Raw genomic sequence first — 21,004 nt, 5'->3', positions numbered from 1 at the left:
CCCGGCTCAAGACCTGCGGGCGGAACAGTACGCAGGCATGCAATTCTACTGCGTTCGCAGTTCGCTCCGCGATTAAATGTCGGAATTCATTTAATATGGCTCCTCCGATTATGTAAAGTTTAGTCGGCTCCCCCGGAAATTAAATAACAAGTAGATGCTTGGTGCCCTGCTGCGAGTCGATTTGGGTCATCAATTGCTTTTTTGACAAATCGCGAGCGGCCAGGTGGTGCAGCCGCATACGTGCGCATGGAGAGGCAGAACGCTGATTGCCGAATGCGTCGGAACACGCCAGCGGCGGAAATAATCGCTAGCAACGTCATTCTCAGTTTGAAGTGATTATGCATGTTTCCATGCATATGAGCGCAACGCAAAGCAGAAAGGCAACGGTTGCCACCGTCCTCTCCAACTCTTGCCAAGATTGCTGGTCAGCAGAGCAGACCAGTAAAGCAAAGGAGCATCGAGGACCTGGCCGTGACCATCAAGAATGCCGTGACCATCAAGAATATCGTCATCCCCTTGGAAGTTGAATATCTCCAGGCGGCTGCAAAGCAGCGCGGTATCTCGCGTACGCGACTTGTGCGGGCTGTGATGGAGAAGGTCGTTAAGGATGAACTGGTCGCAGATATTCTGGGAGAAAACGGAGTGCCGGCCGAGCCGGTCCCAACCAAGTATCGACGCTTTCGGGATCCGGCTACTTAGTAGGTTCTATCCCTTTCATGGACATGAATGCGTGCGCTGCCGGCAAGCTGGCTCTCTGCTATCGCGGTTGTAGTCGAGCCGCAGCGAAAGTTGCAGCGCCGACGACCGATTGATCCCGCAACGCTACTGACCGCGTGCGAAATCTAAATCCTGCGCAGTTGGCCGAAGATGATAGGCGGGGGCGATATCAATCAGGCAGGACAAGAGTTGCGTCGGACCGGCGGCAAACCGCGGTCGAACCACTGCTTGTCGCTTGATAAGCTTGAAGCCATTTGGCACTCTTCGGCGTGTGCGCTCCAGATCGGGGTTCTTATGAAAAAATCGTTCTTTGCAATTGCTGGCGCAGCCATTTCGCTCGTGGTCCTTTCAAGCAGCAGCGCTTACAGCGGTCCTTATCCCTTCGGGGATGAGCCTTATCGGCTGGATTGGGGATATGATTCTGCGGTGGAATCCGGATGCTTGAAGTGGAATTGGCAGTTGCAGCAGTGGAATGATCACTGTGCGCGCTATGTCCAGCCCAAAGCCTATATGCGCCCCAGCGCTTCGCACGTCGTAGTCCGCACAAAGGGGTAGGGGCTGGCCTATTCGGCCGCGATTTTACGTGGAGTCAGTGCGTGATCAGGAGCGCTGGATCGTGCATGCGACCTGGCTGTGCTTTCCGAAGTTGAGCAGCGCGTTCTCGCGGAAGCCGTCCAGCCATACTCCGCGCCCGGCATATCGGTAGCCGACGCCCATCGGGACCAACCGAACGTGAATGCCCCCGCGGTGGCCCGTGTGCAGCGATGCGGTAACGACTTCACCGACGACGCTCGTTGCAATCGGGCAGAGCGGATACTGCCTGCCATTCTCGCAAGTGAAAACGATTTCGGAGCAATTACCTATTGAGCCGGGCCCAGCGGTAATCAAACCGAGGTCCGCTGCGCCGGCCGGATGCGCGCTTGCCCATGCGGTGAATCCCAATGAAGCTGTGATCAAAACGAATTTGCCCAACGCGGCGCGCATGGCTGCCCCCGAGTAAAAAAGAGAATAAAGTCAACAGAGCAAGAATCAGCCGTACCGTCAAACTGATAATCCGCTGCGCACCGGCAGGACCGTGACGTTGGCGGTGGTTGCTGCTGGTCAACCTGGATCGACCCCGGCCCTTGCGATTTCCCGTTGCGGACAATCTCCCGACGAATCCGTCATCAGGGTCGGTGCTGACCAATCAAATCGCGGCGATTAGATTTTTTGCTCCCCGCCCGCCCTCATCACGTTCACAGTAATCTTCTGGACTTCCGTTCGGCCGCCGGCATATTTGACCTCGATCGTCAACACGTCATTACCGAGGAAATCCGCAGGCGACTTGTAGAACGCGACATAAGCCGGCACTTCCAGCGCAAGGCAGGCCTTGTAGTTGGTAGCCTTAACCTTCGCGTTCTTGACGACAACCTTGCCGGAGGCGGGCGGGCTGACCAGTCGAATCGTTGGCAGTGGCCCGGATGTGCAATCGGGTTGCACGTTGAGGTAGACCCCGATCCGGGTGTCCCTGTTCGGCACGCTTTTGACCGTTCGCTCGACCGTCCGGGACTGCTCCTGGGCCGAGGCGCAGCCTGCCAGGCCGGCGAAAAACAGGGCGCCGGTGAGCAATAAAACCTTCATCTGATGTCCCCGCTCGGCCGCCAATGTTGGTCAGTTCGAGGCAAGCCGCTCATTTCAAAGCCATTTTCAAGGCGATGGCCGCCGTTTCAAGTTTACCACAGAAGCAAAAAACGGAGGTTAACCAATTGATTTTGTTGACCCCATGGGCTGGTTAACAATAGCTTAATACGTCAAAAGTTTGGAATATTTTTTGCAAACTTGAATTAAACGCATTTTTTGGCGGAGTACTTAGACTAATGAACGCGCAATTTCAGGTCACTCAGCTTTCCGGTTCCACTCTCGCCAACAGTTCCGCACCTTCCCGAATTTTCAAGCTGACGAAGCCGATGGGCGACCAGGCGGTGGTCGTCAATCTCGGTTACGACCAGAAGGTCAAGGTCGATTTTTCAGGGATCGCGAATGAGAAGATCACGCTCGTCCATGTCGGCGATAGGTTGATCATCCTGTTCGACAACAAGTCGACCGTGACAGTCGAGCCGTTTTTCGATTCAAGGCATGATGCGCTGAAGAACCTGACTATCGAAGTGGCGCCGGGGCGCGACGTTTCGGTCAGCGAATTCGCAAGCCTGTTTCCGATCACCACGGACCAGTCGATTTTGCCGGCGGCCGGCGAGGGCGGCGGCAATGCCCAAGCCAGCGGCGCGAACTTCAGCAATAGCTCCGTCGATTCGCTGGCAACGGGCAATCCGCTCGACCTGCTCGGACAGGAGTCGCTCGGCACTTTCGCCCTTACTCCCGAGACTTTCAACGGCACCCCGAACGTCGCGCCCTCGGGCAGCTTCACGCTCGCGGGCGTCTTGACGGTTCATGACGAGACGCTCGGTGTACAAGTCACCGCAGATGATCAAGCCAATCCACTCTTGCCGGCCGTCTTCCAGCAGGCCGGACTGATTGGGTGGGCGCAGAGCGCCGCGTCCGAAATCGCCGCGGCGAACGTCAACTTCGGTACCAATGGTCCCGGTACGGTGGCCTATGTGCTGACTACGTCGGCCGGCGCCGCATTTGCCGGAGTCGATACCGGATTGAAAGCGACCGCAACCGGGAATGAGATCTTCCTGTTCACGGAAGGAAATCTCGTTGTTGCGCGTGAAGGGAACGGCACGACCCCCAACGCCGGCGGCGCAATCGCTTTTGCGCTCTATCTGGATCCCGTCTCCCTCAAGCTGAGCGTCGCACAATATGAGGCCGTTCAGCACAGCAACACGCTCGATCCGAATGATCGGATCGAACTCGCGGACGTTGTTTTCGTTCAGCAAGTCGTCACCGATGCGCTCGGCGTGGTCGTTACGCACGTATCGACAGATTCCATCGGCGTCGCATTCGACGATGACGGTCCGGCCATTTCCGTATCGGTGGTCGAGCCGGTAGAAGGTTCTGCGCAACTGGCGACTTTATCGCTCGATGAATCGATCGGCTTTGATCCCAATCCCGACGGCTTCCCGGGACCGCTTGATGATACCGGCTCGACAATGCCGGATCCGACCGGCTCCGTTCCGATCGGCGAAGTGAAGACGGCCGTTGGCGGCGAAGAGCAGGGACAGGGCGCCCTGCAGGCGCTGTTCAACGTGGTCAAGGATCCCGGAACTGACGGCGAGAAGTCGACCACCTATCAGTACAGCTTCTCGCTAACGGGGGGCTCCGGTCCGTCTGGCAGCGTCGCCAGCACACTGAAGGTGACCGATCCCAGCGGCCTGTACGGTGACGACACCATCTATCTGTTCAAGGTCAGTGACACAGAGATCGTGGGTCGTGTCGGCAACGATCCCAATGGTCCGATCGCGATCCGCGTCACGCTCGTCGACGCAGGCAGCCTGTCGGGCGGTCAACTCGTGATCGACCAATACATGGCAATCGACCATGGCCAGGACGGCAACAATTTCGATTCCAGCAAGGCGCTCACGCTGCTCAGTTCCAACCAGGGTGAGGGCGAGGTTGTATTTGCAAGCCTTGGCATTACGCTGACGGCGACTATCACCGACGTCGACAACGACACCGCGACGTCTTCCGCGACGATCCAGATCGCCGGCGGTGAAACGTCCAGCATCGTCTTCCAGGACGATGGTCCGGTGCTGATCGGCGAGGACGCAGTAATTGCACGTGTCGACGAGGACGGGTTGGTCGGTCACAATGCCGACGCTGCCCGCACGGGCGAGGTCACCGGGCCGGGCTCTGCCGTTGCCACCGGTTCGCTCACCTCCCTGGTCGATTTCGGAACCGATGGCGCTGGTGCGAACGCATTCCATCTGGCCACGCAGGCTACGCCGGTCAACTCGGGTCTAACGTCGCAAGGCGCCCAGGTCCTGATCGTGTCTGACGGGACCGCGCTGCATGGCTATGTCGAGACCGGCGCTGCCGGATCGGGCTTTGGGAACGGCGACCGCGAAGTCTTTACCCTGACGGTCGGGGTAGATGGCTCCTACACCTTCACGCTGAAGGATCAAATCGATCATCCATCGCTGAATGGCGCGGCCGGTGACAATAGCGAAAACGCGCTGACGACAGCGCTGGACCTATCGGCCTTTGTCATTGCCACCGACGGTGACGGCGACAGCATCACGCTTGGTGCTGGAACGTTCAAGATGGAGGTGCAGGATGACATTCCCGTTCTGACGGGCGCCTCCATTGCCCGCACGGTTGATGAGGACGACATCCTGACGCCGTGGTCGCAGGGCACCAGCCCGTATGACGGCGGCAATGTCGACGGCTCGACCACCGAGATCTTTACCGGTGCCGCGTTCGTGTCGGGCACGCTGGCTGGCCTGGTTTCGGTCGGTGCTGACGAGACGGGGACATTCGGCTTCTCGTCGGATGCCATTGCGAAACTGAGCGCGCTTGGCTTGTACTCAAAGCAATCCGCCCAGGGCGACGGCGAGAACGGCAAGCTGCTGACCTATGTGATTTCGAACGGCCCCGTTGGCTCCCACGAAATCATCATCACGGGCAACGAGCCCAATCCCAATGGCAACCCGGTTTTCTCGCTCACCCTGAACACCGAGACCGGCGCGTACGAATTCCGCCTCTATGACGAACTGATTCATACGGAGGGTAGCGGCCAGAACAGCGATCTGCGCTCCGGCCCGCTCGACAATGGCGTCCAGCATTCGATTCCCAACATCGACCTTGGCTCCATCGTCACCTTCACTGACAAGGATGGCGATACCATCTCCTTGACCGGCAAGTTCACGATCAACGTAACCGATGACGTTCCGCATGCCGATATCGATCTTGGTTGGGGTTCAGTCACCATCGACGAAACTCCAGGCAACCAGGCGGACGATACGACGGCAAGCAGCGTCAGGAATCTGTTCGCCAAGCTCGAAGCGACGGATGTCGTCGGCGATGATCCGGACGTGCCGGGCGACAACAATGGTGGCAATTCGGGCAACGGCGCAATCGCCTACGCGCGGTCGGATTTCGCTGTTGTTATTGACGATTCGACTATCGGCGCCGACTATCCGCCTTATCCGCACACGTTCTCATTGAGTGTGGCAGGCGGCAACGGAACGGATTCCGGCCTGTTCGTGACCGACGGTGGCAAGATCGTCCTTTCCGTCAATGCCGACGGCCTGATCCTTGGCACGGTTTCCGACGCCAACAGCGCCTTCAACGGCAATATTGCGTTCGCGATTGCCATCGCTTCCGACGGCAGAGTCAGCGTCGCTCAATATCTCTCGATCAAGCATGACGACCGCGGCGACTCCAACGAAACCAACGACAACGGCAACAATTGGAACGACGCCTCGCCAGACGACCCGCTGACGGTTCAGCAGAATCTCGACGGCAAGATCATTGCTACGCTTACCGTCACCGATTCCGACGGCGACAAGTCGTCCGACTCGGTCAATATCGGCAAGCTGATCACCTTGCTCGATGACGGTCCGTCGGTCGAAGTACATACCGCGAGCGGCTTCTCCGTTGTTCATGACGAGACGCCGGACGTTCAGTCATCCGACGACGATACGACGGTGCAGGCGGTCAGGGATTTGTTCGCCAATGTTCACCACAAGGGCTCGGATCCGCATCTTACGAACGCCCAAAAGGTCGATGGCGCGATCGGATTTGCGCAGAGCGAGGGCGCGGCGCTGACGGTTTCGACCAATTTCGGCGCCGACGGTGCGGCGAGCTCCACTTCCAAGGTGTTTTCGCTCACCTTAAATGGCGGAAACGGCACCAATTCCGGCCTCGAAACGACTGATGGCAAGGACATCTACCTGTTCAAGGAAGGCGATCTGATCGTCGGCCGCTACGACGGTCCGGACTCTGGATCGAGCTCGACCAACACCGGAAGCGATCCAGCGGCGTTTGCGATCGCGATCGATCCTGTCACCGGCAAGGTTTCAGTAGTCCAGTACGTCTCGCTGGAACACAATAATACGGGCGACGCGGACGAGTATGTTGCGATCGCAAGCAATAAGGTTTTTGCCACGGTTACGGTCACCGATGGTGACGGCGACTCCGCGACGGATTCGGCGGATATTTCCGGCAAGATCCGTTTTGAGGATGACGGCCCGACAATCACCGGGGCCACGATCTCGGTTGCCGTGGATGAAGACGGATTGCCCACGGGCAATCTCGATGCAAATCGTACTGGCGAAACCACCGGCACGGGTTCGGCCATTGCCGTGGGCGCCGCGGGCGCGCTGAATGCGCTGGTCAATTTCGGTGCGGATGGTCCGGCTTCAACGGCATTCGATCTCGTCGTTCAGAACAGCCCGATCAACACCGGCCTGGAGTCAAAGGGCGGCGACATATTGATCGTATCCGACGGCAATACGCTGCGCGGTTACGTCGATCAGGGCGGGAACTCCGGTTACCAGCCCGGCACCGATCGCGAGGTCTTCACGCTCACGGTTGGGTCCAACGGTTCTTATGTCTTCACGCTCAAGGACCAGATCGATCATCCGTCGCTGAACGGCCAAAACGGTGACAACACCGAAAACCTGCTGACGACAGCGCTTGATCTGTCCAAGTATATCATCGCCACTGACGGCGATGGCGACACGGTCAAGCTGGCGGCCGGTGCGTTTACGATCCAGATCCGCGACGATATTCCGATCCAGGTCAGCGGCGCGTCCGTTACTGCGACCGTTGAAGAAGACGATCTAACCAACGCCAACAGCGGCAATAATTCTGTCGGCAATAACGAAGACGGCTCGAGCGGCAAGGCAGTTGCGAACGGCTCGCTGACCTCGCTCTTCAAAGTGGGCGCGGACGAAAACGGAACGTTCGTTCTCGATAGCAGCGGCATCCCCGCTCTGCAGAACCAAAACCTGACGTCTCACAACACCGCACTGAGCTACAGCATCTCGGGTGACACGCTGACCGCCAAGGCGGGCAGCATCACCGTGTTCACGCTGCAGATCCAGTCCAACGGCAACTACACGTTCACGTTGAAGGACCAACTCGACCATGCCGCCGGCAATGGCGAGAACACCCTCAGCATCAATCTCTCGTCGGTGGTACGCTTCGTCGATTACGACAGTGACGGCGTGACGCTTTCCGGCGGCTTCACAATCACCGTCCAGGACGATATCCCGGTTCAGACCCAGAATTCGGTTTCCGGTGCGGTTCAGGAAGATGCACTGACCGACGCCAACTCGAATCTTCAGTCGATCGGCAATGCCGAAGGTGGCCAGACCACCGTCGCGACGGGATCGCTGGCGACGCTCGTTTCGGTCGGCGCCGACGAGCAGGGAACGTTCTCGCTGCTCGCCAATCCGTCCGGCCTGACAGCGGTGACGTCCAAGGGCGCTGCGGTGCTCTACAGCGTCTCGGGAACGGTGCTGACCGGTTATGTCGACAGCGATGGTACGGCCGGATTCTCCGGCGGCGACCGCGTGGTGTTCACACTCGACGTCCAGCCGAACGGCAACTACACGTTCACGCTGAAGGACCAGATCGACCATCTGCCGAACGCGCCGGCGAATGACGACAACCAGAAGCTGATCCTCAATTTTACGGGCGCGATCCAGTTCACCGATCAGGACGGTGATAAAATCCAGCTCCAGGGGCCGACCACCACAACGACGGTGACCACCCCGCTAACCCTGCAGCCCGGACACTACGACACCTATACGGTGGGCGGCGTGACGTTCGACGGCCTGACGTTCACCGGAACGGCTGCGAACAGCTTCGTCAATACGGCTGGTGACAATGCAGCCTCGTTCAACGTCTCCGGGCAGGGCGTCGGGATCGGCAATAACCTGATCCAGGACAACCAGGGCTTCATTGTTGAGCGAGCCGGCACCGACTCGTTCAGCTTCACCATCAATGGGAGCGGCACTGGAACGATTTCCTGGGTCGCCTATCACGGCGGCGTGCCGGTATCCGGCAGCGCGGGTTATGACAGCGGTACGCTGACGCTGCCCAGCGATGGAAGCGCGGTGACGATCGACCCGTCCGGGACGTTCGACCATCTCGTCATTCGCTTCGATCTTGCGGATGGCGACAAGATCCGCGTCAATAATTTCTCCTATGCCTCGACCACGACCACCAGTGGCGGCGTGTTCACGATCGGAATCGAGGACGATATTCCGGTCACCGGACCGAACGCGACGGTAACGGTCGACGAGGACGATCTGGCGTCCGGCAACCACGACACCGCGTCTGCGGGCGACGATGCCGCATCGGTGTCGCCGGCGACTGGCACGCTGAATTTCTTGGTCGGCGCGGACGAGGCAGGCACGATCAGCTTCGCGCCGCTGGGCGGATTTGCGGTTGTCGATGCCGGCAATCATGCGATTACGGCTGGCAACCAGGCGCTTCAGTACTTCTGGGATGCCGGGACTAACACCCTCTATGCCTCGACGCTGACCGATACGCCGTCGCATGCGTTCGCGACGGCTGCGTTCAAGATTCAGGTCAACCCGTCGACAGGCGCGTACAGCTTCTCGCTGCTTGGTCAGGTCGATCATCCTGTCCATGATGATCTGAACGTCGGCGGTACGCAGACGGCCTATGAAGACAACATCAAGCTCAATCTGACCTACACCGTCACGGACCGTGACGGCGATACCGTCAAGGGCACGCTCTCGGTTTCGATCGACGACGATATGCCGATCATTGGACCGGTGGCCGCGACGAACAATCTCGTCGTCAACGGCAGCTTCGAAGTCGGTCACGGTCTCGGCAACAATCAATGGTCGATCTACCACTCACTGGCTGGCTGGACCTCGGCCAATCTCGGCCCGGCCGGCCCACACGGTGATGTGCCGTTCGAAGTGCAGACCGGCAATGTCGGCGGCGTGTCCGCACAGGACGGCAACGCGCTGATCGAGCTCGATTCCGATCTCAGCAGCGGGAATCTGTCCGGCGGCGACCACTATAACGACTCCGGCCACACCAACACGATCATTCAGCAGGTGATCGCCGGTACGCATGCCGGCGAGGCCTATGAACTGACGTTCTATTATTCTCCGCGTTCCAACGAGGGTAACGCCGACAGCGGTAGCCTGAATGTGTTGTGGAACGGGCAGGTGGTGAAATCGATCGACTCGACGGGCATGACGGCGGGTGTCTGGCAACTGATCACCGTCAGCGTGATCGGGACCGGCCCGGGCGATGTGCTTGGCTTCCAAGGGGCCGGGCAGGAGAATTCGCTCGGCGCCTATATCGACAATGTCAGCCTCGTTCCCGTGACCTTCGTCGACGAGGACGGTCTGACAGGGCCGCTCGCGTTCGGTAGCCACGACACTCTCGCGGGCGACAACTACGTTGCCAACACGGATGGCGACGCCAATGAGACGACGTCAACAGGCTACCTCAACATCAAGTGGGGTGCCGATAACCTCGATAGCGGCGCGGACATCACTTCGGGTTCGTTCGGCACGCTGACCCAGGATCATCCGGATGGTGTCGGCGATCGCAGCCTGACGTTCACCAATGCGAGCGTCGGCGTGTCGGGCGTGTCCGCGCTCACCTCGAAGGGCGAGGCGGTGGTGTTCTCGACCAATGCCGATGGCACCATCCTGACTGGCGTCGCCGGCGGACGCACCGTCATTGAAGTATCGTTGTCCGATGAAGGCGCCGGTGCATTCCGCGTCGTGCTGAAGGATCAACTCGACCACGCTACAGGCAACAACGAGAACGACATCCGCCTGACGTTCAACTATACCGCCACCGATTCCGATGGCGACGCGGTGAACGGCAGCTTCACGGTCGGTGTCGACGACGACGTTCCGGTGGCGAACGCGGATATCGATTCCGTTTCAACTGCCGTGCAGACCCTGAATTTCGATGACGTCGTGCTTGGCGAGAATGGCGAGACGCCGATCGTGTCGCCCTATCATGGGTTCAATTTTATCCAGACGGGTATTCACAATCCGCCGGGCTCCGGGCCGTTCGCGACTTATGCTCCGCACTCGGGCAGCAACCTTGCTTTCGTCGGTGAAAAGAACGGCGTGGAGCAGCCGGGTTATACCGGAACTGCGGGCGATCCCATCACCATCGCCCACACCGATGGCAGCAGGTTCACGGCGCTCGGCGCCTGGTTTTCGTCGCACGGCTCTGAGCCGATGACGATTGCCATTTCCGGTTATGTGGATGGCATGCTGGTCAGCAGCTTTACCCAGGACATCCATCAGGGCGCAGCGGGCGGGCCCATCTATGTGAGTCTCTCCGTTCTGGGCAGCGTCGACAAGATCGTTGTGGACGGCCCCGGTTACTTTGGCTTCGACGATTTTGCATTCGCCGACAATTCAAGTGCCACGGGCAACGTCGTCACCGGGGTAGGCACGACCAATTTCGGCGCAGACGTGCTTGGCGCAGACGGCGCGAAAGTTACGGGCGTCGTCGGCGTCACCACTGTCACGACGCCGGACGGCTCGCAGAACTTCCAGGTCATCGGCCAGTACGGCACGCTCGTTCTCAACGAGAACGGCGACTACACCTATACCCGTTTCGACGGGTCGCCGGTTGTTGCGAACGACGTCTTTACGTATGCGCTGACCGACGGCGACGGGGATGTCTCGACCGCGACGTTGACGATCGGCATTTCCGACCACGGCGTCACGATCTCGGGGATCAACCGCGAAGACGGCGACATCACCGTCTATGAAGACGATCTGCTGGCGAGCCGTGGCGTAGGCGAGTCGGCCGGCTCCGGCCCGGACTCCGGAAACCTCTCGCAGAACGGAACATTTACTATTGCGGCGGCCGACGGGCTCAACAGCCTGATGATTGACGGTCACGCCATCGTCACGAACGGAGTTTTTACCGCCACTTCGTTTACGACAGCAACCGGAAATATCTTTGCAGTAACCGCGTTCAACGGCACCACCGTAAGCTACAGCTACACGCTTGTTGACAACGAGCAGCATGCTTCGCTGCAGGGTAACAACGGCCTGCCCGAAAACCTGAGCGTCGTAGCTACGGACAGCGACGGCGAAACTGCTACGTCGACGATCAAAATCAATATCGTCGACGACGTTCCAACAGCGGTGAATGACACCTGGGCAACGACCATCACCGGTGCGACGCTCTTGACCGGCCTGTTGGCCAACGATGAGTTCGGCGCCGATGGGGTCGATACGGATAATTCGCCGCTCATCGGCCAGGTCACCGTCACAAACGGCGCGCACGGCACCGTCGTGTACAACAGCAACGGCACCTTCACCTATACGCCGGAGGCTGGCTACACGGGTGCTGACAGCTTCACCTACACGATCAGGGACGGCGACGGCGATACCTCAACGGCAACGGTCACGCTTAGCAGCGTCCAGACAAACTCGTTGCCGACCGCAGGAAACACCTCGGCTTCGGTGGACGACGAAGGTTTTCCGAACGGTATTGCGGGCAGTACCTTCGGCGATGACCTGTCCGGGCAGGCCATCAGCGCCAGCGGTACCTTGCCGCACAACTACAACACGGACGGCAAGGCGGCCTCGGATCCGATCAACTTCGCGCCGATGAACGGCACGCCGGGTCTGGTTGGTTCCGAGAGCGTTACTTATAGCTGGAACGCTACCAACAATACCCTGACCGCATCGTCCGCTGCGCGCGGCGCGATCTTCACGGTCGTCGTGGATGGCGGGTCGGACAATGGCAACGGCAACTATGTGTTCACGCTGCTGAAGCCGGTTCTCCATGATGCGGGCAACAACGAGAACGACGCGACGGTCCACCTGACCTACCAGGTCAAGGACGCCACGTTGCCCGTCGGCGACACGGCTACCGGCACGCTGGCCATCACCATCGATGACGACATCCCGGTCGCAGCGCCGATCGTCAAGACCGTGACCGAGGGATCCTCGGACACCAACATCCTGCTGATCCTCGATCGTTCCGGAAGTATGGACTTCAATTCAGGCGTCTCCGGTTACACAACGCGCCTCGACCTGCTCAAGGCCGCCGCCAAGGAACTGTTGGACCAGTACGACGCTGCCGGCGACGTCAAGGTCCAGATCATCCAATTCAACGACTCCGCGCAAAAGCAGGGCGACGTGTGGCTCTCGGTCGCGGATGCAAAGACCTACATCGATGGCCTGACGGCGGATAACGGCACCGACTACGACGATGCCACAGCGCTTGCGCCGGACGCTTTCAACGATCCGGGCAAGCTGACGACGTCCGGCGTGCGCAACGTCGCCTACTTCATGTCGGACGGGCAACCCGATCCGACGAGCGAAGCGGTGACTGATGGCGAACTGACCGACTGGATCAACTTCGTCAACGCCAACGACATCGTATCGTTCGCGATCGGACTTGGTCCCTCTGCGCCGGATACCTACCTCGATCCGCTGGCCCATGACGGCCGGGGCGCGGGCTCCGGCACCGATACGGACGCCCTGATCGTCACCGACCTCAACCAGTTCCAGTCGACGCTGGCGGGCACGGTCAATCCGTCCATCTCGGGCTCGGTGATCGACGGCAGTATTCCGACTTCGTTCGGTGCTGACGGCGGATATGTGAAGTCGATCGAAATCGGCGGCAAGACCTACACCTACAACCCCGTGACCGATGCTATCATCGCGTCGGGTTCGGGTTCGAACGCCGGCACTTTCAACGCCACTTCCAACCAGCTGACGATCACGTTCACCGGCAGCGCCGGCGAAAGCTTCGTCATCGATCTTGATGACGGCACTTATGTTTACATGCCGCCGACCGCAATCGTGGCCGATTTCAGCCGCCCCTTCACCTACACCTTGACGGACAATGACGGCGACACCGCAACTTCGACGCTGACGATCAACGTCGATAACGTGAACGGCGCGCCGGTTCTCGATGCCACGGATTCACCGGTCGTTGCGGCCGTCAACGAAGATGCGGCTGCGCCGTCCGGCGCCGTAGGCACGCTTGTCTCCGCACTGCTCGATACGGCCGGCGGCGGCGGCTTCGACAACGTGACGGATGCAGATGGTCCCGGCCTCGGCATCGCTATTACGGCTACCAACAGCGCGAACGGTACCTGGTACTACTCGACCAACAATGGCGCCACATGGACTGCGGTGGGAACGGTCAGCAACGCCAATGCGCTGCTGCTCGAAGCCGACGCCAATACCCGGCTGTATTTCAAGCCGGCCGCCAACTTCAACGGCACGGTGACGGACGGCATCACGTTCCGCGCGTGGGATGCGAGCACCGGCACCGCCGGCACGAAGGTGGACACCTCGTCCAACGGCGGCAGCTCCGCGTTCTCGAGCGCCACCGATACGGCAGCGGTCACCGTCAATGCGGCGAACGACGCGCCGACGGCGACGATTACACCGGCGTCCTACAGTGCAACCGAGCAGACGAACCTGAACCTCCACAACACCGGCATGTCGGTGGGCGACATCGATGCGGGCAACAATGTCATCTCCATGACGTTGTCGGTCGGAACCGGAACCCTGACAGTGGGGGCCGGCAACAGTGGTGTCGACAGTATCACCGGCAGTGGGACTTCCTCTGTCACGGTCACCGGAACGCTCGCAGAGCTCAACAATCTGCTGGCCGGCACCGACACCAATGGCGGATGGTTCGGAAGTGGCGGTACGATCGTCTACAACGCCAATGTGAATGCGCCGCCGGCGAGTACGACGCTAACGCTGCTGGTCAATGACACCGGCGACACCGGCAGCGGTGGCTCGCAGACCGCCGCCGATGCAGCGACGATCAACATTACCGCGGTGAACGATGCACCGACTGCTGCCGCAGATACGGTCATTACCAATGTCGGCAACAATGCAGCCGTGGTGATCCCGGAATGGGCGCTGGTAGCCAACGATACCGACCTGGACAACGTACTGGATGTCACTGCGGTCAGCGCAGGCACCAGCGGTACGACCTCTCATGCGACCGGGACAGGCAATGGCGGGTCCGTCACGTTTACGGATGACGGGAGCAACTTGAACGGCGGTAACAACGGCTCGTTCACCTATAAGGCCACTGATGGCTCCGCCACGGCGGCGGCTGTCACAGTGACGATCGACAACAGATCGACGGGCACAACGACCCTGACCGGTGGTAACGCCAATGAAATTTTGATCGGTAGGTCTGGGGCTTCCAACGCGCTTAACGGCGATAACGGAAATGACGTTCTGATCGGTAACGATCTCGCCGATACACTTAACGGTGGCGACGGTCGCGACATCATGGTTGGTGGTGCTAGCGGGGATACGTTTAGCATCTTTAGCGGCGAATCTGCAGTTACTATCGGAGCCAGCGGAGACGGCGGAACGATTGCCGGCTACGATATTATCAAGGACTTCAATGTTACTGCTGACAAGCTCTCGCTCAACGGCACGCCTTTTGCCGCGTCGAATACGGCGGGTACGAACGGATCCAACTCGGAACTGACGATCGGCGGAAATCAGGTAAGATCGCACGCCATTTCGAACGGCATTATCACGTTTGATGATGCGGACTCCTTCAGTAGCGCGCTCACGCTTGATTCAATCCAGGATGTCGCTGCTGTAGTCGACTATCTACGGCAAAACGATTTGGGCAGCGGCGGCGCTACGGTGGCTTTCACGGCCACGATCGACGGCGTCAACCACACCTATGTTTACGAGCAGGTGGGCAATGGTCAGAGCAACGACAACGATATCCTGGTCGATCTGGAGAATGTTACCCTGACGAGTGGCGGGACCAGCCTCGCGACGTTGATCGGGAACGGGCGCGTCGATCCTGTAGTTCTTGATCTCGGAGCTCACGGCATTTCGTTCAGCTCCATCAGCGACGGGGTCCAGTTCGACATCAATGGCGACGGCGCACAAGACCAGATCGCCTGGACCGCCGGTGGCCAGGACGGCATCCTAGCTGTGGATCTCGACGGCTCCGGCAAGATCGAAAGCGGCAACGAGCTGTTCACGCCGAACTTCAATGGCGGTCACTTCGCCGACGGTATCGCCGCGCTGGGGAGCCTCGACGGTAACCATGACGGCGTGATCGACAGCAAGGATCAGGCGTTTGGCGATCTCGTGACGTGGCAGGACGCCAACCACAACGGCGTCAGCGAGGGCGGCGAACTGATCAAGCTCAGCGATCTCGGCATCAAGAGCATCGATCTTGCGACGACGGCTGGTGCTCCCATCGACGGACAGACGATTGCGGGGGTCGGTTCGTTTACTTATGCCGACGGCACCATCGGCACCTTCGTCGAGGTCGATCTCGATGCGTCGCTCGGGGCATCTGCTCCGGCCGATACGGCCTACCACGAGCTGCCGCATGGGTTCGACCAGATCCTCGACTTCGGGCCGGGCCATGGCGAGCTGAGCTTCCCGCCGGGGGGACTGGGCTCCCAAGGCGAAGGCGAGCTGACGCATTTCACGACCGTCGACCAGCCGCTCACGCACGACGCCTTCGGCGACACCTCGGCAGCGGCTGCGAAGATGGCTCTTGCCGTCATTCAGGCCGGCGGGACGGTGGATACGGCTCATCTGCAGCCGGGTCTCTGAGCTGACGCACCGAATTGAAGAAGCCCGCCGGATCGGTCCGGCGGGCTTTTTTCCTTGCCGCTCCGATGGGCGCGGAGCGTATGCGCTACATCAGCAGGGGCAGGGTGTTCAGGGCGGATGCGCTATCTGCTGGCGCACCGACGCCAATAGCCTTGCCGCTGACGGCCGCGGCCGGCGCGGCCTCGAGTTCGCCGCCTACAAGCGGGCGGTTCGCATAGGGCGTGGCGAAGAGGTGAACGCCCTGATGATCGATCGCGAACAGCGGCGTGAAGCGCGTGGCTTCGGAATCCGCCATCAACGTCGAGAACCGGTTGTCCAGCAACAGCCAGTGGCCGTCCACACGTGCCGCCAATAACGCATGGTCCTGACGGACCATGCGATCACGGACCAGCACGAGCTGCAGGTCGTTGCGGGGAAAGCCCGCGGCGCTCAGCGCGACATATTTGGCGACCGCATAATCTTCGCAGTCGCCTTTCGCCGAGGCGAACGTCGCAAGCGGCGTGCTCCATCGATCGGGCTCGCCGTGCTGGGAGAGGTCGCTGACGTAGCGGACGGCCGCGTTGACGCCCCGGTTGGCCTCATCAAGCTTGTCGCGTCCCAACTTCGCCCCGACCGCGTTGACGAGCCGCAGGAATTGGGCGGCGTGGGGCGGGACAATTGCCGGCGTCCGCCCGGCAATGATCGAGGATAGCCTGCTCCTTCACCATGGCGGCTTCGACTCCGCGCCATTTGCGCCAGAGGAGGCCGTCGGGCGCGCGGAATGTGAACAATCCGAACGGTTCGGCACCTACCGCGGGCGCTTCCCTAAGCGCAGGCGGCGCATCCGTTGCCGTGTTCGAAGGGGTGAGGGCGGCGAGGCGGACCGCATCGGTGATGCTCCGATCACGCTGACGATCATGCTTGGCAAGGACGGCATTGATGCTGAAGAATTTCGCCGGCGACGCCTGGTCGCCGCCCGGCGCGAGATCTGCCCTGGCCTCTTCCAGCGACGCATCCTCGGCAGCCAATGCTTCGGATGCAGCGCCAACACAGAGCGCGAGAATGATCCCCGCGGCCGCATGCAAGCGTGGGCTCCGCAGTTTTACGCGCGGCGTCATGACGTCCCCTTTTGTCAGGAGCGTCAGTCAACGTCTTTGCGTCGATCGGCCGGCCCCAATCTGTTATCGGGACGGAAACTGCGGCCTTCGCCGCTTATGGTGAGTTAAGGGGAGGCAAGGATAGAGGGAATGTCGGAAAAGGCTGTCAATCGCCGGTTTTCCGGATGCCTCAAAATCACTTCAAAGTTGAACGGGTGACAGCAACGTTCTGTTAAGCAAGATGCTCACCGCTCGCGCATGGCCTCGTCCCGCAGGGTACGGGCCGGCTTGAGAAGGTAATCGAGCACGGATTTCTCGCCTGTCAGGATCTCGACCGTGGCGACCATGCCGGGAATGATCGGCAAAGAGTTTTCGGTCGTGCCCAGATGGTTTTTATCGGTACGAACCATCACGCGATAAAAGGTTTCCTGGCGCTCCGACCGGTCGGCCGCCTTATCATCGACGATAGTATCGGCGCTTATCCGCTCCACCTTGCCCTTTAGCGAGCCGTATACCGACGAGTCATAGGCCGAGAGCTTTACCACCGCGTCCTGATTGGGGCGGATGAAGGCGATATCCTGGGGCCGTATGCGGCCTTCCACCAGCAGCGTGTCATCCAATGGGATGATATCCATCACATTGGCGCCGGGCTGAACCACCGCTCCGATCGTCGTCACGTTCAATTTATTAACGATGCCATGCACCGGCGCCTTCAGGTCAGTGCGTCGCACACGATCTTGCGCGGATTTGATGTTTTCATCGAGCACCGCAAGATCTCCCTTTGATTTGGCCAGATCTTCGTCTGCCTGCGATCGAAAGGACGCAAGGGTATTGGCGATCTTCGATTGTGCCTCTGCGAGCTGCCCGCGCATTTCGGTGGCCTGGCGGTCGAGCCGCAGCATTTCGATCTCGGGTACGACCTTCTGCTCATAGAGCTTGCGGGTGAGTTCGAGTTCGCGTTCCAGAAGCTTGAGCGTGCCCGTCAGTCTGGTTACCTGTTGCTTTAGGACGTCCACATCCTGCGCCAACTTTTGTCCACGCATCTTGAAGACGCTGGTCTCGGTAGCGACTGCCGCCGGAACCACTTGGTCGAGTTGTTCGGGGAACGTGATCTCGCTTCGTCCGCGCGCCTCTGCCTCTAGTCGTGCAACGCGCGCCGCCATCGCACCGCGTCGTTCCCTGATCTCACCAAACTCGGACGCGAATTTGGTGTCGTCGATTCGCATCAGCGACTGGCCCTGATTAACGATGGCGCCTTCCTGAACGAGGATGTCACCGACGATACCGCCTTCAAGGGTCTGGACGACCTGGGTCTGGCGGGAAGGCACGACGCGGCCATTGCCCCGTTTGACTTCCTCGAGGACCGCGAAATGCGCCCAGACCAGAAACGTCACGAGCAGGGCGAGGAAAGCCTGCAAGAGCATGCGCGAGGTTCGCGGCGTGCGCATTGCTGCTGCCGCACGGATGTCATTGGCGAAGGCAAAATCAGATGCCGGCATTAGGATTTTGCACCAGGGCTGCTGCGCGAGGCGCGACAGTGGGTTGCGCCACGGTTTCGGGCGGAGCTGTCGCAGGCTTGCCTTGCAGCAGAGCGAGGACCTTGTCCCGTGGTCCGTCTGCAACCAGCCGACCATTGTCAAACAGCAGCAGACGATCGACCATTCCGAGAAGCGAAAGGCGATGGGTGGAGATGATGATGGTCATCTGTTCTCCGCGCATGCCCTTGAGCCGTTCCAGGAATTCAGTTTCGCTGCGCACATCAAAATGCGCGGTGGGTTCATCCAGGAACAGCACGCGAGGCTTCCTGATGAGCACGCGCGCCAGCCCGATCGCCTGTTTCTGCCCGCCCGAAAGACTGCGGCCACCTTCGGCGATGGGCATGTCGTATCCCATGGGATGGCCGGCGATAAAGCTCTCGACGCCGGACAAACGTGCCGCAGCAAGCACCTCTTCGTCCGTCGCCTCGGGCTTGCCCAGCGCAATGTTGTCGCGCAGCTTCCCGAAGAAGAGGTCGGTGTCCTGCATCGCAAATCCGATGCCGGCGCGCAGGTCCGACGGGTCATATTGCCGGGAGTCGACGCCGTCGATGAGGATGCGTCCTTCTTCCGCCTCGTAGAAACCGAGCAGGAGACGTCCGACCGTTGTCTTGCCGGAGCCGACACGACCGATAATTCCAATTCGCTCGCCGGCCTCGATCTTGAAGGAAACCTTGTCGAGCGCTTTGCCGGGCGCGTTCGGATACGAGAAGCTGACGTTTTCGAAGCTGATGCGGCCCTGCTCGATTTTGCGGGCGACATAGGCGCGCTGCGGAGACCGCTCGCGTTCCAGCGACATGATACGGTCGATCGACTTGAGCGCAGACAATGTCTGGGTGCCGCGTGTGATGACGGACGCGATCCCGGCAATCGGCGCCAAAACCCTGCCAGCCAGCATATTGGCAGCAACGAGGGCGCCAACGCTGAGCTTGCCGTCGAGAATGAGAAACACGCCGACGATGAGCAGAAGGAGGCTGGTAAGCTGTTGCGCCGCATTCGCGCTCGTCAACGTCAGCGACGACCAGAAATGGACGTCTTCTCCCGACCGCGCGGTTGCTGCGACCGACCGTTCCCAGGCCGTTTGCATCCGGGCCTCGGCGCCTGTTGCACGGACCGTTTCCATCCCCGCGAGGGACTCCACCAGCACGCCATGGCGCGCCGCGGACTCGGCCTGCATTCGTTTTATGGCGCGGTCGAGCGGACGCTGCATGGTAAATCCGAGCGCGATCATGATCGGCAGCATCACGAGCGGAATCCACGCCAGCGGACCGGCAATCGTGAACAGGATGGCGATGAAGAGCACGGCGAAAACGAGGTCCGTTGCAGAGACCACGCTGCCGGACGTGAAGAACTCGCGAACCGAATCGAAGTCACGAAGCTGATTGGCGATGATGCCGACTGAGGTTGGACGCTGCGCCATCTTCACCGCCATCACGTGTTCGAAGATGTTGGCGGCGAGAACGACGTCTGCGGTCTTTCCGGTCATGTCGATGATACGGCTCCGCACGGTGCGCAGCACGAAGTCGAAAACGATCGCGATACCCATTCCGATCGCCAGCGCGACCAGAGAAGGGAGCGCGCCGTTCGGAATGACTCTATCGTACACGCTCATGGTGAACAGCGGCGTCGCCAGCGCGAGCATGTTGATCAGAAAGGCTGCGAGAGCGACGTGCCCGTAGCTGCGCCAATGCACCTTGACGACCGACCAGAACCAGTGGTTCCGGGGAAGATCTCCTGCGGCAACCGCTCGCGCATTGGCTTCGGCCGCGGCTCTCACCAGGAAGGTGTAGCCCGTGTAATCCGCATAAAGCGCTTTGATGCTCTGAACCTGCGGCGCGGCAGGCTTGTTCGTCGGGTCTAGGATCTTGGCGCTTTGGCTGGCCTGATCGATTCCCAGAAGGATCAGCGCCTTGCCGGTCTTCATGATCAGGACCGCAGGGAGAACGATGGCGGGAATGTCGAGGATGTCCCGCTTGATCGCCTCCGTTTCCAGTCCGGCGCGCCTCGCGGCACGGTCATAGAGGGCGACCGACAGCCGTCCATCAAGGATGGGCAGCCCGCCCAGTAACGCCTCGCGACTTACCGCTCGGCCATGATGGGCAGCCAGATAGGTCAGAGACGCTGCGAGGGGGTCCTGACCTGGCGGATGGACGTCGGCGGCGCTAACGACCCCGTCCGCCTC

At 60.3% G+C, this 21,004-nt stretch carries 8 protein-coding genes; 3 read left to right on the top strand and 5 right to left on the bottom strand.

Translation table 11 applies throughout. From position 1 onward, the window contains the following. The first annotated feature begins 471 nt into the window (after positions 1 to 471). Positions 472 to 699, top strand: a complete 228-nt coding sequence (locus V1278_RS29580) for a hypothetical protein (protein ID WP_334367663.1) — start codon at positions 472 to 474, stop codon at positions 697 to 699. A 618-nt stretch (positions 700 to 1,317) separates the two neighbouring features. On the opposite strand, the gene V1278_RS29575 is transcribed toward V1278_RS29580, so the two are convergent. Together V1278_RS29575 and V1278_RS29570 are read right to left on the bottom strand one after the other, a co-directional pair. Continuing rightward, positions 1,318 to 1,701 carry a hypothetical protein gene (locus tag V1278_RS29575; RefSeq protein ID WP_334367664.1) on the bottom strand — a complete coding sequence of 128 codons (384 nt, stop codon included), beginning with the start codon at positions 1,699 to 1,701 and terminating at the stop codon, positions 1,318 to 1,320. A 216-nt stretch (positions 1,702 to 1,917) separates the two neighbouring features. Next, on the bottom strand, positions 1,918 to 2,337 hold the full coding sequence (locus tag V1278_RS29570) for a hypothetical protein (protein ID WP_334383136.1): 420 nt from the start codon (positions 2,335 to 2,337) through the stop codon (positions 1,918 to 1,920). A 236-nt stretch (positions 2,338 to 2,573) separates the two neighbouring features. Between V1278_RS29570 and V1278_RS29565 the strand changes: the two genes are divergently transcribed. Further along, entirely contained in the window at positions 2,574 to 16,211 is a 13,638-nt protein-coding gene (locus V1278_RS29565; protein WP_334383135.1) for a T1SS-143 repeat domain-containing protein, read from the top strand. Between the two features lie 85 nt (positions 16,212 to 16,296). Here the strand turns inward: V1278_RS29565 and V1278_RS29560 are convergent, their stop codons facing one another. Then, a complete protein-coding gene (locus tag V1278_RS29560) occupies positions 16,297 to 16,812 on the bottom strand; it encodes a transglutaminase-like cysteine peptidase (protein WP_334383134.1) in 516 nt (171 codons plus the stop codon). A gap of 76 nt (positions 16,813 to 16,888) precedes the next feature. On the opposite strand from V1278_RS29560, the gene V1278_RS29555 reads away from it, so the two are divergent. Then, positions 16,889 to 17,416 carry a hypothetical protein gene (locus V1278_RS29555; protein WP_334383133.1) on the top strand — a complete coding sequence of 176 codons (528 nt, stop codon included), beginning with the start codon at positions 16,889 to 16,891 and terminating at the stop codon, positions 17,414 to 17,416. Between the two features lie 116 nt (positions 17,417 to 17,532). Here V1278_RS29555 and V1278_RS29550 read toward each other — a convergent pair whose 3' ends face one another. Then, entirely contained in the window at positions 17,533 to 18,786 is a 1,254-nt protein-coding gene (locus V1278_RS29550) for an HlyD family type I secretion periplasmic adaptor subunit (protein ID WP_334383132.1), read from the bottom strand. Then, entirely contained in the window at positions 18,773 to 20,938 is a 2,166-nt protein-coding gene (locus tag V1278_RS29545) for a type I secretion system permease/ATPase (protein WP_442893812.1), read from the bottom strand. The genes V1278_RS29550 and V1278_RS29545 overlap by 14 nt, the downstream gene beginning before the upstream one ends. Between the last annotated feature and the right edge of the window lie 66 nt (positions 20,939 to 21,004).

Origin of the sequence: Bradyrhizobium sp. AZCC 1577 (genome assembly GCF_036924575.1) — a bacterium.
GTDB lineage: Bacteria > Pseudomonadota > Alphaproteobacteria > Rhizobiales > Xanthobacteraceae > Bradyrhizobium.
The sequence above is the reverse complement of the archived record's forward strand: the minus strand, read 5'-3'. Positions and strand labels throughout refer to the sequence as shown.

Bases quoted from the DNA above. Each gene is read 5' to 3' on its own strand.
- V1278_RS29575 (WP_334367664.1), bottom strand. From the start codon at position 1,701: ATGCGCGCCGCGTTGGGCAAATTCGTTTTGATCACAGCTTCATTGGGA.
- V1278_RS29570 (WP_334383136.1), bottom strand. From the start codon at position 2,337: ATGAAGGTTTTATTGCTCACCGGCGCCCTGTTTTTCGCCGGCCTGGCA.
- V1278_RS29565 (WP_334383135.1), top strand. From the start codon at position 2,574: ATGAACGCGCAATTTCAGGTCACTCAGCTTTCCGGTTCCACTCTCGCC.
- V1278_RS29555 (WP_334383133.1), top strand. From the start codon at position 16,889: ATGATCGAGGATAGCCTGCTCCTTCACCATGGCGGCTTCGACTCCGCG.
- V1278_RS29550 (WP_334383132.1), bottom strand. From the start codon at position 18,786: ATGCCGGCATCTGATTTTGCCTTCGCCAATGACATCCGTGCGGCAGCA.